General features: G+C 63.7%; 15 protein-coding genes. 11 read left to right on the forward strand and 4 right to left on the reverse strand.

Annotated features, from left to right (window positions below):
• Positions 1–35: 35 nt before the first annotated feature.
• A complete protein-coding gene (locus BN1188_RS19330) occupies positions 36–644 on the reverse strand; it encodes a dTMP kinase (protein ID WP_040263223.1) in 609 nt (202 codons plus the stop codon).
• A gap of 227 nt (positions 645–871) precedes the next feature.
• Here BN1188_RS19330 and BN1188_RS19335 point away from each other — a divergent pair, with 227 nt between their 5' ends.
• The 3 genes from BN1188_RS19335 (at position 872) to pnuC (ending at position 4987) form a co-directional block, all read left to right on the forward strand.
• A complete protein-coding gene (locus tag BN1188_RS19335) occupies positions 872–1918 on the forward strand; it encodes an NAD-dependent epimerase/dehydratase family protein (RefSeq protein ID WP_040263224.1) in 1047 nt (348 codons plus the stop codon).
• A 304-nt stretch (positions 1919–2222) separates the two neighbouring features.
• Positions 2223–4382, forward strand: coding sequence for a TonB-dependent siderophore receptor (locus tag BN1188_RS19340; RefSeq protein ID WP_040263226.1), 2160 nt, complete (start codon positions 2223–2225; stop codon positions 4380–4382).
• 11 nt (positions 4383–4393) lie between these two features.
• Positions 4394–4987 (forward strand): nicotinamide riboside transporter PnuC, encoded by a 594-nt coding sequence (pnuC, locus tag BN1188_RS19345; RefSeq protein ID WP_040263228.1) that lies wholly within the window; start codon positions 4394–4396, stop codon positions 4985–4987.
• A 76-nt stretch (positions 4988–5063) separates the two neighbouring features.
• Here pnuC and BN1188_RS19350 read toward each other — a convergent pair whose 3' ends face one another.
• Positions 5064–5672 carry a hypothetical protein gene (locus BN1188_RS19350; RefSeq protein WP_148485273.1) on the reverse strand — a complete coding sequence of 203 codons (609 nt, stop codon included), beginning with the start codon at positions 5670–5672 and terminating at the stop codon, positions 5064–5066.
• 468 nt (positions 5673–6140) lie between these two features.
• Between BN1188_RS19350 and BN1188_RS19355 the strand changes: the two genes are divergently transcribed.
• The 6 genes from BN1188_RS19355 to BN1188_RS19380 all read left to right on the forward strand — a co-directional run bounded on the left by BN1188_RS19355 (position 6141) and on the right by BN1188_RS19380 (position 13653).
• A complete protein-coding gene (locus tag BN1188_RS19355) occupies positions 6141–7328 on the forward strand; it encodes an MFS transporter (RefSeq protein WP_040263230.1) in 1188 nt (395 codons plus the stop codon).
• Between the two features lie 198 nt (positions 7329–7526).
• A complete protein-coding gene (locus BN1188_RS19360; RefSeq protein ID WP_040263231.1) occupies positions 7527–9068 on the forward strand; it encodes an ABC transporter substrate-binding protein in 1542 nt (513 codons plus the stop codon).
• Positions 9065–10000: an ABC transporter permease gene (locus tag BN1188_RS19365; RefSeq protein ID WP_040263232.1), complete on the forward strand. Its 936-nt coding sequence runs from the start codon at positions 9065–9067 to the stop codon at positions 9998–10000. The genes BN1188_RS19360 and BN1188_RS19365 overlap by 4 nt, the downstream gene beginning before the upstream one ends.
• A complete protein-coding gene (locus BN1188_RS19370; RefSeq protein ID WP_040263233.1) occupies positions 9997–10842 on the forward strand; it encodes an ABC transporter permease in 846 nt (281 codons plus the stop codon). The genes BN1188_RS19365 and BN1188_RS19370 overlap by 4 nt, the downstream gene beginning before the upstream one ends.
• Positions 10839–12302, forward strand: a complete 1464-nt coding sequence (locus BN1188_RS19375; protein ID WP_040263234.1) for an ABC transporter ATP-binding protein — start codon at positions 10839–10841, stop codon at positions 12300–12302. Before BN1188_RS19370 ends, BN1188_RS19375 begins: the two co-directional genes overlap by 4 nt.
• Before the next feature lie 7 nt (positions 12303–12309).
• The gene (locus BN1188_RS19380; protein ID WP_040263235.1) at positions 12310–13653 is read left to right on the forward strand and encodes an OprD family porin; all 1344 of its coding nucleotides are present in this window, start codon (positions 12310–12312) and stop codon (positions 13651–13653) included.
• A 29-nt stretch (positions 13654–13682) separates the two neighbouring features.
• Here the strand turns inward: BN1188_RS19380 and BN1188_RS19385 are convergent, their stop codons facing one another.
• A complete protein-coding gene (locus BN1188_RS19385; RefSeq protein ID WP_040264315.1) occupies positions 13683–13985 on the reverse strand; it encodes an ArsR/SmtB family transcription factor in 303 nt (100 codons plus the stop codon).
• An 84-nt stretch (positions 13986–14069) separates the two neighbouring features.
• Between BN1188_RS19385 and BN1188_RS19390 the strand changes: the two genes are divergently transcribed.
• Together BN1188_RS19390 and BN1188_RS19395 are read left to right on the forward strand one after the other, a co-directional pair.
• Positions 14070–15161, forward strand: coding sequence for an NADH:flavin oxidoreductase/NADH oxidase (locus tag BN1188_RS19390; RefSeq protein WP_040263237.1), 1092 nt, complete (start codon positions 14070–14072; stop codon positions 15159–15161).
• Positions 15162–15267: 106 nt separating this feature from the next.
• On the forward strand, positions 15268–16179 hold the full coding sequence (locus tag BN1188_RS19395) for a LysR family transcriptional regulator (RefSeq protein ID WP_040263239.1): 912 nt from the start codon (positions 15268–15270) through the stop codon (positions 16177–16179).
• Positions 16180–16182: 3 nt separating this feature from the next.
• Here the strand turns inward: BN1188_RS19395 and BN1188_RS19400 are convergent, their stop codons facing one another.
• The gene (locus tag BN1188_RS19400; RefSeq protein WP_040263241.1) at positions 16183–16695 is read right to left on the reverse strand and encodes an SRPBCC family protein; all 513 of its coding nucleotides are present in this window, start codon (positions 16693–16695) and stop codon (positions 16183–16185) included.
• Between the last annotated feature and the right edge of the window lie 101 nt (positions 16696–16796).

The raw sequence follows: 16796 nt of genomic DNA on the forward strand, positions 1-16796 counted from the left end.
ATTCGCCCGCTGCCCTGGCTGCTAGGTGTGCCGGGTCAAAGCAGCTTCTGGATATGCGCCACCACTTGCCCGGTCGCCGCTTCCAGCGTGCCTTCGTTGCAGCAGAGCAGCCAGCCGCGATCGCTGAAGGCGTGTTCGAAAGCCTCGGTGCAGGCAACGTGCTCCCCCAGCCCTCGGAGCACCGTGCTGCCTAGCCCACGCGTTCTGGCCGCCGCGCGTGCCCAGGAGACGCTCGCGGCAGTGATCACTCCCACATGCAGGTCTGGCACCCGCACCTCTCTGGCCATATTGAGCGCCAGAATGTCTTCGAAGGGAATGAGCCGACGGAAAGCCGCATCCGAGGGGTACCACCGATCTATCAGAATGAGGCTGCCCGGTGGCTGTTTCGGCAAGACCTGCTGGGAAATCCAGCGGCGGCTCTCGGCCAGGCGCTCGCAGACCAGCCTTTCAAGGACCGCCGAGGGGCGCCTGACGAACTCGTTGACCAGGGCCATGGTCTGGCCCCTGTAGGGGTCGCTTTTCTTTTCGCAGAGGCGGATGACCTTGTGCCCCTGCGCTCTGAGCCTCTGAGTGGCCGCTTCCAGCAGGGTAGTCTTGCCGGTGCCCTTGGGCCCGTCCAGGGACACGAACAACGAGGGCTTCATGCCAGGCAGAGCTGCTTGAACGCATGGGCGTCAAGCCTCGGAGCGTGCATTGACATCAGATTTCCTCGACACAAGCGAAAGGGATTGGCGCTGGACTGCAAGGCGCAGAACCCGGCGCTTGCACATGATCGCACATCAGTCGGCATCCGGGCGCCCCATCTGCCCGAGCGCACCTTGCTTGCTCTGCACTGTCACTGCTGAACGAACCGAACTTCGCAGAGGCTCAGATGGCTGAAAATCACGTATTAATCGCAGGCGCCACGGGTGTCATCGGCAAGGCCGTACTTACGGCTTTCGAGAATGACGGCTGGAGGGTCACCACCATTGGGCGCGCAGCCGCCATGCCGTCGTCCACTCATGGGCATCTCCAGGCCGATCTGCTGGACAGCAGGTCGCTGGACGGCGCCGAGGCGATGCTCAAGAGCGTCACTCACCTGTTCTATAGCGCCCTCAAACCCAACCCGGATCCGGGCATCGAGGCGAACGAAAACGCCGCGATGTTCGAGCACCTGGTCAACCGACTGCTGAAAGTGAGAGCCCCTCTACACAGAGTGACCTTCGTACAGGGCGGCAAGGTGTACGGTGCTCACCTGGGCGTCTATAAAACCCCAGCGCGGGAAGACGATAGCCGCCACTTCCCGCCGAACCTGTACTTCCGCCACGAGGACTTCGCCCGTACGCTGGAAAGCAAAGGCGTGCGCTGGACAGCCCTGCGCCCGGACATCGTCATCGGCCACTCGCTGGGATCGCCGATGAACCTCGGCAACCTGATCGGCCTCTACGGCGCGCTCTGTAAAAAAACAGGCACCGCCATGCAGTTTCCCGGCCCCGACCGCGCCTACCGCAACGCGCTGGTCAACCTCACCGCAGCGCCGCTTATTGGCGAGGCTGCCTTGTGGGCTGCCAGGCATGAGGCAGATGGTGCCTTCAATATCACCAATGGAGACGTGATGCGCTGGAGCCATGTCTGGCCCAGGCTAGCCGACTGGTTCGGGCTGGAGGTCGGTGAACCACAGCCGATTTCCCTCGAGCAGCGTCTGAAGGTCCTGCGGCCGCTTTGGAACGAGTTGGCGAACGAGCATCGGCTGGCCGAAGGCGACCCAGACCGGATCGCCCTGGGGGCCTTCGGTGATTTCATCTTCCATGTACAGGCCGATGCGATCTTTGATGTGACCAAGGCTCGCCAGGCTGGCTTCAACGGCATGACGTTGCGCTCGGACGAGGTCTTGCTGCGGCATCTGGAAGACATGCGGGAACGTCGGCTGATTCCTTGAGCCTGACTACAGCTTCGCCATGACCGACCGCAGCGAAGGCTCCTGGGCGGCGCGGCTGTGTGGATGGTCTACAGCGGGGGGATGTCACGGAATTCAGATCAACCACCGGTTCAAGCCCCCAGCCGGCCTGCGGGCCGCGTTGGGGTGAGGCAATCCGGGCCAGCGATGAGCCCTTCGTGCTGTATTGCGGCAGCTCCGGCCTGACCGCTTGCCCAGGCAGGCGTACACTTGCGCCCCTTATCTGCTTCCGACCACGGAGGCAAGCGGGCGCGCACCGCAACGATTCGAACATGGAGCTGCCTCGATGTTGCATCACCTTCCTTTTCCGGCCCGTCTGCTATTTACCGGTATCGCCCTGGCCTCGGCCGGCGCCGCGGCGGCGGATGAGACTACGACCCTGGGCACCGTTACGGTGGTCGGCAATGCCGGCGACGGTTATGAAACCCCGACGGCGTCGGTGGCCGGCGTGACTGATACTCCCCTGCTGGATACCGCGGCCTCGGTATCGGTCTATAACGCCGCCCTGCTGCAAGACCAACAGGCCCGGCTGCTCAGCGACGTGCTGCGCAACGAGGCCGCCGCCGGCCTAAGCTACGCGCCCGTGGGCTATTACGAAAACTTCGTGTTGCGAGGATTCGCCCTCAATGCTGCCAGCAGCTACAAGATCAACGGTTTCACCATCGCCGGCGAGCAGAACGTAGCGCTGGAGAACAAAGAGCAGGTGGAAGTACTCAAGGGGCTGGCCGGCCTGCAAAGCGGTGTAAGCGAGCCCGGGGGCCTCGTTGGCTACGTGACCAAGCGGCCACGCGAGGTGCGTTCCGTCTCGGTCGGTACCAACCAGGACGGCGAGCGTTCATTGGCGTTGGACCTGGGGCAATGGTTCGGCGCTGACCAGCAGTTCGGCGTGCGTGCCAATCTGGCCCACGACGACCTGCGGTCCTATGTGGACCACGCCGACGGCCAGCGGGATTTCGCCTCCCTGGCCGTCGACTGGGTGGTCGACCCTCGCTCCACTCTGCAGCTGGACTTCGAATATCAGGCGCGTGAGCAGCGCTCGGTCCCTGGCTATCAATTGCTGGGCGGCACCGCCCTGCCCCACGGCGTCAACCCCCATGATCTACTGGCCGACCAGGCATGGGCCAAGCCGGTACGCATGAACTCCCTGAACACCAGCGGCCGCTATACCTATCTCATTGACGATCAATGGACGACACAGCTGGGCCTGGCCCACAGCCAGGTAGTCATCGACGACTACAGCGCTTTCCCTTGGGGCTGCTACGCAGCAGCCAGTTGCGCTGGTGACGCCGTGCCTAATTATTTCAGCCACCAGGGTGACTACGACATCTACGACTTCCGCAGCCCCAATGATACTCGGCGGGTGGATGAAGCCCTGGCCTCTCTCGATGGCCGATTCGACACGGCGGGACTGCTGCACGAGCTGACCCTGGGCATGAGCGCCCAGCGCCGGACCCTGGACAGCCACCCGGAGATCAATGAGTGGGTAGGCAGCGGCAATATCTACAGCGGCGCAAGCAGCGTGGCGCCTTCCGGCGCAAGCCTGGCACCCAGCTATCGTCACCTCGACAGCCGCCAGTACGGGGTATGGGTGAGCGACCGCCTGCACCTGGACGAGCAGTGGCAACTGGTGCTGGGCGGTCGCCAGGTCCTGCTGGACGAAAAGACCTTCGATAGCGACGGCAATACGACCCGGCATACCCGCCAATGGAAACTCCTGCCAGATGTAGCCGTTATCTACCAACCCTGGGCGAATACCTCATTCTATGCCCGCTACAGCAAAGGCCTGGCATCGGGCCGGGAAGCCGACTGGTACACCACCAATGCCGGTGACACACTGGCCCCGACCGTATCTCGTCAGGTCGAACTGGGCGTGAAGCAACAATGGCGGCGCCTGAGCCTGAGCGCGGCGCTCTTCCAGCTGCAACAGGGCTACCAATACTCACGTGACAATGGCGATGGAACCCTGACCTTCGTGCAGCAAGGCCAGCAGAAGAACACGGGGCTGGAACTGACTGCCAGCGGCCACGCCACCGAGCGCTTGCAACTGACCGCCAGCCTGGCAGCGATCCGCGCTCGGATAAGCGGTAGCGGAACCGAAGCCTACGATGGTCACCAGGCGATCAATGTGCCCAAGGTGCAGGCCGTTCTCTATGGCGATTACAGCATACCCGGCATTCAGGGGCTGTCCTTGCTGGGGGGCGTGCAGTACAGCGGCAGCCGCTACGCCAACCGCGCCGGCACGTTAAAGGTCGGCGACTATGCGGTGTTCAATGCCGGCAGCCGCTACACCACGCGGATCGAGGGCTATGAAACCGTCTTCAGGCTGAGCGTCGATAACCTCTTCGACAAGGCATACTGGCGGGACGTGGGCGAGTACATGGGTGACGGCTACCTGTTTCCCGGCGCGCCCCGGACGGCGCGCTTGTCCGCCACGATCAACTTTTGAGGGATGCGGCCATGTCCGACCTGGAAATCATCGCGGTCATCGTCAACGTGCTGGGTGTATGGCTGACCGCCCGGCGCACGCCCTGGTGCTGGCCCGTCAATGTCATCGCGGTACTGCTGTACGTATGGATCTTCTACGACGTGAAGCTCTATTCGGACATGCTGCTGCAAATCGTTTTCGTGTTCATGCAGGGCTATGGATGGTGGCGCTGGCGCTCAGGCCAGCTTGAAGCCGGTCGGGTGCACGCAGAGCGCTTGCCATTGCCGGTAGCCTTTACCAGCCTGGCCATCGGTGCCCTGCTGGCGCTATCGCTTGGGGCCTGCATGGCTCGTTTCACCGATGCCCAGGTGCCTTGGCTGGATGCGGCGCTCACGGCCTACAGCCTGGTAGCCAGCTACTGGGCGGCGCGCAAATATGTGGCCAGCTGGTGGTTGTGGATTGTCCTTGACGTGGTGTACACCGGGCTTTATTACCACAAGTCCCTGCCATTGACGGCTGCGCTCTACGCCGGATTCATCATCCTCGCACTGTATGGGCTGCGCGCCTGGCAACGGGACCTGCAGGCCCGGCAGCACGGCCTCGAAAACGCGCAGGCCCTGCCATGACGATCAAGCCGGCCAACCCACAGTACCTGCGCATTCGGGACGCCTTGGTCGAGAAGTGGGCGGCTGAGGTGGCTGATCACCAGGCTGCCGCCCTGGGGGCTCGCTTGCGCCAAGGGGAATAGGTCGTCCATACCGTGCCGGTCGCCAATCCATTGGATGCGGCGACGAAGCCGGGCATCCTTGCGAGGTTCATCCTCATACAGGCTTTTTCCAGATTGGCCGCCAGTGAGGGGCTTCGGCTGAAAGCCTTCGGTCGGGTCTCGGTGGGTTCGATTCTTACCGTACACGATAAAACGCGCCCTTCCGTGTTGGCGACATAGCGAAAGCTTGCCTCGCCCACACTGCCAATGACGAGGCCGGAAACGCCGTTGTCCCAGAAGTACTGGTTCTGCGCGAACATGGGGAATACCACGGCCTGATAATAGGCGAACTGAGGCGTGTCCTGCCCGAGGTTCATCTCCACGGTGATCGGCATGCGAAACCGCGCCCGATCATCCTTGGCGAAGGCTTGACGAGGAAGCGGTGGAAACAGGGTCGTCCAGCATGCCTGTTCGACCACTTCGACCAACCCCGGCGCGCCCGTTACAGGCTTGCCCTTGCATTCGAGCAACTGATCATCGCTGTCGATGACGACCTTCATCTCGACCGAGCCGTCGAGCTGGTCTCTATTGGCCGCGCGGATCATGGGTTCCAGGGCGGCGCTGAAGCCTTGGTGGATCTCTCCAAGCTGAGCCGCGCTCAGCGGGTCTTTCGGAGCTGACCTACAACCGCCCAGGATGAGAAGACTTACAGCCAACATGGCAAACCCCGCGGCTGGCGTATAAACGCTGCGCATCGAAACCTCCTTGGAAAAAATGGCGGGCCATTCTAGGGAGGCGGGGTAAGTCGACTCAAGGCGGTGTTACAGAATAATCGCATTTACAGCAGTTGATCGATTTCAGCTGCCCCCACTTCGCAAGGTACGCCTGACGGTTTCGGCCTGCCCCCACAGCGGGACCGTGCAACGATGGGAAGGAGCGCGGAACGGGAAAGGCTCCCGCTTCAAGTCATAGCAGGTCGCTAACTCCACTTGGTCATCAGTGAATGCTGTGCCCTGGACGCTTAATGACTAAAATCCACGGTTTTATCGATTCAGCCTCTCTTAAGGAACCCGATGTCCGTTCATCAACCGCCACCTCTCGCCGCTTCCCATACCTCGGTGGGAAAAATGGAAGCCGCCATGGCCCTGGGAAGTTTTGCCATCGGCACAGGCGAATTCGCCATCATGGGCTTGATGCCCGATATCGGCCATAACCTTCAGCTCAGTGAGCCCGAAGTCGGTCATGCCATCAGTGCCTACGCCCTTGGCGTGGTAGTAGGCGCGCCTGGCCTGGCCATCCTTGGCGCGAAACTGCTGCGCAAGCACATGCTCCTGCTGCTGATGGCGCTCTACGCCCTGGGCAACCTGGCCACGGCTCTCGCCCCTTCCTTCGCTGGCCTGGTCGCCTTTCGCTTTATCAGCGGCCTGCCCCATGGCGCCTACTTCGGTATCGCCGCGGTGGTGGCTTCGAGCATGGTTCCCACCAACCAGCGCGCCGGCGCGGTCGCCAGAGTCATGATGGGGCTGACCTTGGCCATGCTGCTGGGCAACCCGGTAGCCACCTTCCTGGGCCAATTCTTCGGCTGGCGCTCGGCCTTTATCCTGGTCGGGGGGCTGGCACTGTGCACCATCGCCTTGGTCTGGCGCTTCGTGCCACAACCCGCGGACGAGCCTCGCAGCGACCCTCGCAAGGAACTGCAAGCCTTTGCCCTACCCCAGGTGTGGATGGCCCTGGCCATTGCCGCCATTGGCTTCGCCGGCATGTTCTGCGTGTTCAGCTACCTTGCGCCAACCATGCTCGAAGTGACCGACGTATCGGCGCAATGGATTCCCTTCGGCCTGGCCGCCTTCGGTGCCGGTGGCATCATTGGCAACCTGGCAGGCGGCAAGCTCTTCGATCGCTTCGGCTTTCGCGCGGTAGGCCTGGTACTGGCCTGGTCGGTCGTCGTGCTGCTGTTCTTCACGGTAGCGGTGAACGCGCTCTGGTCGATTCTGCTGGGAATCTGCCTGATCGGTACCATGGTGGCACTCGCCGCGCCCTTGCAGATACGGCTGATGGACATTGCCCACGAGGCGCCCAGCCTGGCCGCGGCTTCCAACCATGCGGCCTTCAACCTGGCCAATGCCTTAGGCCCCTGGTTCGGCGGGATGGCGATCACCGCGGGCTTCGGTTGGACCAGCACAGGTTATATAGGCGCGGCCACAGCCTTGGTCGGCCTGGCCCTCTACGGGCTAGCCCGCCGTATGAAGGGCGGGCATTGATCTTTCCAGCCGGATAGCTTTTCTGTCTTGGCGGCGAACCTACCCTAGTCAGCGCTCGGTTCGCCGCTCTCACCCTCCCGTTATCGACCTTAGTTACAAAACATTTCCCAGCTGGACGTTACATTATTACATTGCTTATGATGCCGACCTTGTTCATCGGGTGAAGCCTTTTTCATCCAGGCAGTCATAAGGAATCTCATGGCAATAGTTGTGAAGCGGCCCTTGAAGCTGCTCGTGGTTTCCCTCGCGGCTTGGCTGGCCGTGTCTTATGGGCATGCCGAGGCCCGCGATGGGGTCTTGGATGTGGTAGCCCCTTTCGAAATCGTCGGGCTGGACCCCTCCGTATCCGGCTACATTTTCCAACGCATGCAGATCACCGAAACGCTCTTGGAAGCTGATGCCAGCGGCCGGCCCCTGCCGGGACTGGCCGAAGCCTGGAGCGTTTCGGACGATGGCAGAACCTGGCGCCTGCGCATACGGCCCAATGTAAGGTTCCACGATGGCACGGCGCTCACCGCCGAGACCGCTGCTCATTCTCTGGAGCTGGCGCGGGCCAAGGCATCCATCCTGCGTAACGCGCGTATCGAAGCCATCGGCATTGAGGGCAACGAACTGGTCATCCGTCTCGCCCAGCCCTTCCCCCCCCTGCTTGCACTGCTGGCTCATTCCTCCACCAGCATCCTGGCCGCCAGTGCCTATGACGCCAGCGGTGCCGTGCGAAACATCATCGGCACGGGGCCTTACCAGGCCACCTTGGTGCAGCCCCCGCAAAGGCTCGCCGCGCAACGTTTCGAACAGTACTGGGGCACCAAGCCCAGCATCGAGAAAGCCACCTACCTGGGTGCCGGTCGCGGGGAAACCCGCGCGCTGATGGCGCAAAGCGGCGGTGCCGAACTGGTGTTCCAGCTGGACCCACCCAGCATTGCCCGCCTGTCCCGTGCCGAGAACTTGCAAGTGCTCACGGGGCCAGTGCCGCGCGTGGTCATGCTGGCGCTGAACGCCGGCCAGGGTGCCACCGCTTCGACCCAGACGCGCAGGGCGCTGAGCCTGGCCATACAGCGTGAGGGCATTGCCGCAGCGGTATTGAGAGCGCCAGGTACGGGGGCGAGCCAGATGTTCGCCAGCAACCTTGCAGCCTGGCATGACCCGAGCCTGCCCCCTCTGGCCTACGACCCGGCCGCGGCGCGCAAGCTGCTCGAGACCGAGGGCTGGCAGCCTGGCAACGATGGCGTACTGCACAAGGACGGCGTGCCCCTGCGCCTGAAATTGCTGACCTTCGCCGACCGCCCCGAGCTTCCCTTGATTGCCACCGCTTTGCAGGCCCAACTACGCGAAGTGGGTGTAGAGGTGGACGTGGCTGTCGAGAACGCCAGCGCCATCCCCGCCGCGTACCAGGATGGCAGCCTGCAGTTGGCACTGTTCTCGCGCAACTACGCCCTGGCGCCAGATCCCCTGGTTACCCTATACGGCGATTTCGCCAACGGTGGAGCTGAATGGGGCCCGCTGGGCTGGAAAAGCCCGGGCTTCGATCAAACGCTTAACGCCCTGCTGGAGAGCAGCGACCCCGCCGAGCAGCAACGCTTGCGCTATGCACTCGTCGGTCAGGTACAGAACGAACTGCCGATCATACCCGTGGCCTGGTACCGCCAATCGATCGCGGTAGCCAAGACCGTGGAAGGCGCTGCCATCGATCCCCTGGAGCGGACCTTCGGGCTGAGCACCATGAGGTGGGCGCCATGATCCGGCTCTTGGGCTTCAGGCTCTTGCAAGCGGCGATGGTTGCCTTGTTGGTAGGCGCCCTTAGCTTCCTACTGATGACGCTGCTGCCCGGCGACGCGGCATACCGGATCGCGGCCGGCCGCTACGGTTACGACATGGTCAGCGGCGCCGCCGCCGAAGCCGTACGGGCCGAACTGGGGCTGGATCAGCCCGTGGCCTGGCGATTCCTGAACTGGATCGGCAACCTCATGAGCCTCGACCTGGGCAAGTCCCTTGTCTCCGGCATGGCGGTCAGCGAGATGATCCGGCATGAACTGGGTAGCTCGGTTCGCCTGGCGCTCGGCGCGCTGCTGCTGTCCGTTATCCTCGGCCCGCCCCTGGGAGTGCTGGCCGGGCTGCGACCGGGAGGCCTGCTGGACCGAGCCCTGCTCATGCTCAGCACCGCCACCCGGGCCCTGCCCCACTTCGTGCTGGGTGCGATCCTCGTATTGCTGTTCGCCGTGTCCTGGGGGCTGCTGCCTTCCGCTGGCCATGGCACCTGGGCGCATGCCGTACTGCCCACCCTCACCCTGGGGCTGGGCCTGGCGGCGGTGTCCTGCTGCGTTGCCCGGGACGCCACGGTGCAGGTCACAGCGTCTCCCTTCTATGCCTTTGGTCGGCTCAAGGGCTTGGGGGAAACACGACTGTTCCTGCGCCATGGCCTGCGCAACATCGGTGTTCCGCTGATGACCTATCTCGGCGTTCAGCTGGTGTACCTGATCGAGGGCGTAGTAGTGGTTGAAACCCTGTTCGCCTGGCCTGGCATCGGCCACGGCCTGGTACACGCCATCGTCCAGCGCGACGTGCCGATGGTCCAGGGCGCAGCACTGGCCATGGGGCTGATGTTCGTGCTGCTCAACACCCTGGTGGACATGGCAAACCAAGTGATCGACCCTCGACGGAGCGCCGCATGAACACTCGACCCCTTACGCTGGACGCGGCGCCAGAACCCTTGAGCAACGTGCGTGCCAGCGCCTATGGCCCGGCGCGGATCACGGGCATGGCGTTGCTCGTGGCCCTGGCGGGCTTCGGCTTCCTGGTTCCGCTGTTGTGGCAAGGCGATATCGCCCGCCAGGACTACAACGCCATCCTCTCACCGTTCGGCGGCGCCCATCCCTTGGGTACCGACCATCTGGGACGCGACATGCTTGCCCGCCTGGCGGCCGCGGTGCGCCTGTCCCTGGGGTTGGCCCTGGTCAGCGTAGCCAGCGCGGCCGTGCCAGGCGTCCTGCTGGGCATTCTGGCCGCCTGGCGCGGCGGGCTGACCGATAAATGCCTGGGTCTGCTGGCTGAAATGTTTCTTGCCCTGCCTGGGCTGCTGCTGGTCTTGCTGGTGGTCGCTATCTATCCAGGCTCATTCTTGGCGCTGTATGGGGCTGTGGCCCTGGTGCTGTGGATCGAGTACTTCCGAATGACCCGGGCATTGGCGCGCACCGTCCTGGCCTCCCAGGCAGTCACCGCCAGCCGCCTGCTCGGGTTCGGGCCGCTGTACATCTTCCGGCGCCACCTGTGGCCGCAGCTGGCGCCAGTGATCACCACCCTGGCGGCCTTCGGCGCGGCCTCGGCCATCATGGCGATCGCCGCCCTGGGCTTCGTCAGCGTAGGGGTGCGGCCACCGACCGCCGAGCTGGGCTTGATGATCACCGAGTTGCTGCCCTATTTCGCTGAAGCACCCCAGGCTCTGGCCCTGCCCATCGTGGTGATCTTCCTGATCGTCCTGTCCTTGCTACTGATTGCCGGGAGGCAAAAGCCATGAAGCCCCTGTTGAAGACCCAGGCATTGGAGATTCGCACCGCGCACTCGCAATTGGTCCAGCCCCTGTCCATCGAATTGCTACCTGGCCAGGTACTGACCATCATCGGGGAGACGGGCTCGGGCAAGAGTCTGTTCGCCCAAGGGATAGTCGGGAATCTTCCATCGGGGCTGCATGCCGAAGGCCGGGTCGAATTCGCCGATGGCTTCGGCGAGGACGGACGCGATCAGGGGCGCAGGGCGTTATGGGGCAGGCAAGTGGCCGTGTTGCCCCAGGAACCCTGGCTAAGCCTGGACCCAACCATGGCCGCTCTGGAGCAAGTGACCGAAACCTACCAGCATGTGCTGGGCAAACCGAGGATGGGAGCCCGAGCATCTGCCCGCGAGGCGCTGGCGAAAGTGGGCCTGGGCAAGGCCGAGCGGCAATTCCCCTTTCAGCTGTCCGGCGGGATGGCCCAGCGTCTGGCCTTCGTGGCCGCCCATGGCGGCGGCGCGTCCATCATGGTCGCCGACGAACCCACCAAGGGTCTGGACAGCGCGCGCATCGGCGAGGTCGTCGACCTGCTCAAGGCCGGCACCGAAGCCGGCGGCGCGCTTCTGGTCATCACCCATGACCTGGAGGTGGCCCGCCGGCTGGGCGGCCAGGTGATGATCATGCTCAAAGGCAAGGTCATCGAAACCGGCAGTGCCGAGCAGGTGCTCAATGAACCTAGTCACGCTTATACCCGCGCCCTCCTGGCCGCGGAGCCCGCCCATTGGCAACGCTCGCCGGTTCGTACACCCGAAGGCGAGCCAGTGATAGCGGTGCATGATCTTGCTCTGGCGCGCGGAGGCAAGACGCTGCTCCGCGACCTGAGTTTCAACCTGCATCGGGGGCAAATCCTGGGCGTGACCGGCCCGTCCGGGTGCGGAAAGTCCACCCTGGGCGATGCGCTTCTCGGGCTGATCCGCCCTCATTCAGGCACCGTCACGCGCCTGCCCGGGGTGCCTCGGATCGCCTTCCAGAAGCTGTTCCAGGATCCGGTCGCCGCGTTCCCTCCAAGCGTGACCCTTGGTCGTACCCTGGCAGACCTGGTGAGACGACATCGCCTGAACCCGCGGCGCATTGACGTTTTGCTCAAGCGCCTACGCCTGGAGCCGGCGCTGCTCGACCGTCGACCCGGCAATGTTTCAGGTGGCGAACTGCAGCGGCTCTCTCTGCTGCGCGTTCTTCTGGTAGAGCCTGCGTTCATCTTCGCTGACGAGCCCAGCTCGCGATTGGACCTGATCACTCAACGGGAAATGCTGGAGCTGCTGGTGGAAAACGTCAGGGAAAGTCGCACCGCCCTGCTGCTGGTCAGCCATGACCAGGCGCTGATCGAGGCGGTGTCCGACCAGCGCCTACACCTGGGCGACCTTGCGCAGCGCCCCGCCGAGCCGGCATCGCCCGCCGGGAACGTACCCTTCTGCAGTCCAGCTCGGTAAGGTTTGTATGAACGCGAATTTAGCTCGCAACTTCGGCGTTGCGCTATTGTTCAGCCCGGTGGCCCTTGCTGAGACAGCACCGCCCGGGGGCAACGGTTGGCTCGAAGACAGTACCTGGAGCCTGCTCAATCGCAGCGTGTTCGATCAGCGCGACTACCGCCATGGTGGCGTCAACGGTGGCGCGCGCAACGCTTACAAGCCTCGGCGCGAGCGCAATGGAAAAGCCGAGGAATGGGCATATGGCCTGATGGGTCAGTTTCAGTCCGGCTTTACCCAAGGGGTACTAGGCGTGGGCCTCGATGCCCATGCCTATCTGGGTGCCAGCCTGGACAGTGGCGGTGGGCGGGCCGGCAAGGCGCGCCTGCTGGCGCTGGATAATGAGGGCCATCCAAAGGGGGAGTACAGCCGCGGCGGCGCCGCGCTCAAGCTGCGCTACGCGGACACCGTGCTGACTTATGGGGAACAGCGGGTGAAAACACCTGTGTTCAGTTCTTCTGACAGCCGTTTGCTGCCCGAGACCGCCACAGGCGTCTTCTTGATCAACCAGCCAGTGGATTCGCTGAGACTGGTGGCCGGTCATTTCACCGAAAGCACGGATCGCAACGCCAGCAGTCACGACCAAGGCCTGGTGGTCAACTATTCCAACGCCCCCAAAGGCAATGCCTTCGACCTCGCCGGGATGGTATGGAACCCCTCTCCCGGACTGCGCGCCAGCCTTTACAGCGCCCGCTACCAGGACAGCTGGAACCAGCATTACCTGGGCGCTACCTTGGTGCGTGCCCTGGACGACCGCCGCAGCCTAAGCCTTGACCTTAACCTCTACCGAACGCAGGACACCGGACGGGCGCTGTCCGGGCGTATCGACAATACCACCTGGAGCCTGCTCTCGCGGTACAGCCAAGGAGCCCATGGCCTGAGCCTGGGATGGCAGCAGGTGAACGGCGACAGCCCCTTCGACTACGTCACCCGGGGTGCGATCTTCCTGGCCAACGCCGTGCAGCTGTCTGACTTCAACGCGCCTCATGAAAGGTCGTGGCAAGCGCGGTACGACCTGGACATGAGCCTGTATGGCGCTCCGGGGCTACAACTGAGCGCAGCCTATGTGCGCGGTTTCGGTATCGATGGCAGCCAGGTCGACCCGCGGGGTGGCTATGCCTATCTGGGCTATGGTCAAGGCGGCAAGCATTGGGAGCGTGACCTGGAAGCCCGCTATGTGGTCCAGAGCGGCAAGGCCAAGGGCGCGGTGTTCTCGCTGCGGCACAACGCGCACAGGGGAAACAGCGCCCAGGCGGAGCTGGATACGGATCAGTTCCGGCTGGCTGTGGAATATCCTCTGACCGGCAGGCTTTGATTCAAGGCTTTCCCAACGGGCGCCGACGCCTAGCCGCGTTGCGCCAGAATGGCGTCGAGCAAGCCGGGGAACCTTGCCTCCATCTCATCCCGTCGTAACGAATTCATATGGGTAGTGCCCAGGCTGCGGGTATGCACCAGGCCCGCGTCTCGCAGCACGCGGAAATGATGGGAAACGCTGGACTTGGGCCGCCCACCGTCCAGCTCACCGCAGCTGGCCTCCGCCACACCGGCCAGATGTCGAACTATTTCCAGGCGTACGGGGTCACTCAAGGCGTAGAGCACGCGCTCGAGGACAAAGGCTTCAGGTTCCGGGTGTTTGTAGGCTCGCATGACGAACATGATACCGGGGGCTATCGCTCACGGCTATATTTCGAATACTATCGAACTATCGTACTTAACCAGTGGAGCCTATCCATGTCCGCGCTGTTCCAACCGTTCAAGCTCAAAGATGTCACTCTGCGCAACCGCATCGCCATTCCACCGATGTGCCAGTACATGGCCAAGGACGGACTGATCAACGACTGGCACCTGGTTCACCTGGCCAGCATGGCCCGTGGTGGTGCCGGCCTGTTGGTGGTCGAAGCCACCGCGGTTGCGCCTGAGGGACGCATTACCCCCGGCTGCGCCGGTATCTGGAACGACGAGCTGGCCCAGGCCTTCGTGCCCGCGGTGCAAGCCATCAAGGCGGCAGGCTCGGTGCCTGGCATCCAGATCGCCCACGCCGGGCGCAAGGCCAGCGCCAACCGCCCCTGGGAAGGCGATGACCATATCGCTGAAGGCGCGCCGCAAGGCTGGCAGACCATCGCGCCCTCCCCGATCGCTTTCGGCGCCAACCTGCCCAAGGTACCTCGGGAAATGACCCTGGATGACATTGCCCGGGTTCGCCAGGACTTCGTAGACGCCGCGCGCCGCGCGCGGGACGCGGGCTTCGAGTGGATAGAACTGCACTTCGCCCACGGTTACCTGGGCCAGAGCTTCTTCTCCGAGCACTCCAACCAGCGCACCGACGCCTACGGCGGCAGCTTCGAGAACCGCAGCCGCTTCCTCTTGGAAACCCTGGCCGCGGTGCGTGAGGTATGGCCGGAGCATCTCCCTCTGACCGCGCGCTTCGGGGTGATCGAATACGACGGTCGCGACGAGCAGACCCTCGAAGAATCCATTGAGCTGGCGCGCCGTTTCAAGGCCGGCGGCCTGGATCTGCTCAGCGTCAGCGTGGGTTTCACCATTCCCGACACCAATATCCCATGGGGTCCGGCGTTCATGGGGCCGGTCGCTGAGCGTGTACGCCGCGAAGCGGGCCTGCCGGTCACTTCCGCCTGGGGCTTCGGCACGCCACAGCTGGCCGAGCAGGCCGTCGCCGCCAACCAGCTGGACCTGGTCTCGGTAGGCCGCGCGCACCTGGCCGACCCCCATTGGGCCTACTTCGCCGCCAAGGAACTGGGGGTCGAGAAAGCCTCCTGGACCCTGCCAGCGCCTTATGCCCACTGGCTGGAGCGTTACCGCTAAGGTCCCGGCCTGCCTTCAAACCAGGGGCTGAGCGGCAGCGCGGCCTCTGGGCAGGCAATGCCTGGGTGATGCTAAGCTGGCCCCTTTCAATCTGACGCGATTCTCCATGCGTGACCTCAAAGCCCTGGATTTCAACCTGCTCAAGGCCCTGGACGCCCTGCTCGACGAGCGCAATGTCACGAGGGCGGCGCTGCGGCTGGGGGTAACCCAGCCGGCCATGAGCGGGATGCTTACCCGGTTACGGGCGACCTTCGACGATCCGCTTTTCGTGCGCGCCCAGCGCGGCATGGTCGCTACTGCGCGGGCGCAGCAACTGGCCGCCCCGCTCAAGGCGGCCCTGGCCGGGGTCGAGGGCCTGTTGGCGCCGGCGACCTTCACGCCTTCCAGTGCTCGGATGACGTTCACCCTGGCCGCCAGCGACTATGCCCTGCGCGCCATCACCGTACCGTTTCTGGCTCGCCTCAAGTCAGAGGCGCCAGGAATCCGGGTTGCGCTGGTGCCCGTCGAAGAGGATCGGTTGCAGCGTCAGCTCGAACGCGGCGACCTGGACCTTGCATTGGTTACCCCGCAGAGCGCGCCGGCCGACCTGCATGCACGGGTGCTGTTCGATGAGCATTACGTGTGTGTGGCACGGCAGGGGCATCCTGTAGTCGATACCGACAGGCCGCTGACGCTGGATGCCTTCTGCGCGCTGGACCATGCCTTGGTGTCGTATACCGCCGGCGCCTTCGAAGGCGTGACTGACGAGGCCCTGGCCCGCCTAGGTCGCAGCCGCGCTGTAAGCCTTTCAGTGAAAAGCTTTCTGATCCTGCCGGAGATCCTGCGCGCCAGTGATCGGGTGGCCGTGCTGCCGAGCCGTCTGGTTGTCGGCCTGGAGGGCTTGACCTGGGTGGAACCGCCACTGGCGGTACCAGGCTTCACCAAGGTAGCGGCCTGGCATGAGCGTACCCATGCAGACCCCGGTCACCGCTGGCTGCGCCAGCTTTTATTCGCCAGCTGTGATCAGGTCACCCCCTAGGGTTCAAGACGCGCCTTGGGCGGCCAACACCAGGCCGTCCAGCCAATCCTGATGGCCGTTGAGCATGGGGTTTGGCTTGGCCAGGCGCAGCTCCTGGGCAGGCCGACCGATCTGGGTTTCCTGGGTGAGAATGCGCACACGGCCTCCGCTCAGGTCCTCGATCAGCCAGGCGTGGTGGACATCCAAGCGGTCTCCACTGCCCTCTTCCCCAGCCCAGCCGTGCCAGGCGACACGCCCAGGCTGGCCCAGCGCTGGCGCCACATATTCGGTGCAGCGCGCATGTACCGGGAAACCGAAGGTTTCGAAATAGAAATGGGCATCTTCAGACAGCTCTGGCCCGGTGTTGTCCATGAAACGGACATTGGCCGAGTTGGCGTAATAGGTGGGCCAACGTGCGGGGACGGCGAGCAACGGCCAGACTTCATTGGCGCTCAGCCCGGCGACTATCACCTCGTTGGAGACGAAGTTATCGGTGAAGCCGGGGGTATAGCCTTCAGGCCAGATGATTGCGTGCATGGTCAAATCTTCATGATGGGAAGGAGCCCAATGGTGCGATATCCGCTGATATCACGCCAATCCTGAAAATTTATCTCAAATATCAGCCCGCGTTATGTCAG

The sequence above is a fragment of the Pseudomonas massiliensis genome (assembly GCF_000826105.1).
In the GTDB taxonomy this organism is placed as follows: domain Bacteria; phylum Pseudomonadota; class Gammaproteobacteria; order Pseudomonadales; family Pseudomonadaceae; genus Aquipseudomonas; species Aquipseudomonas massiliensis.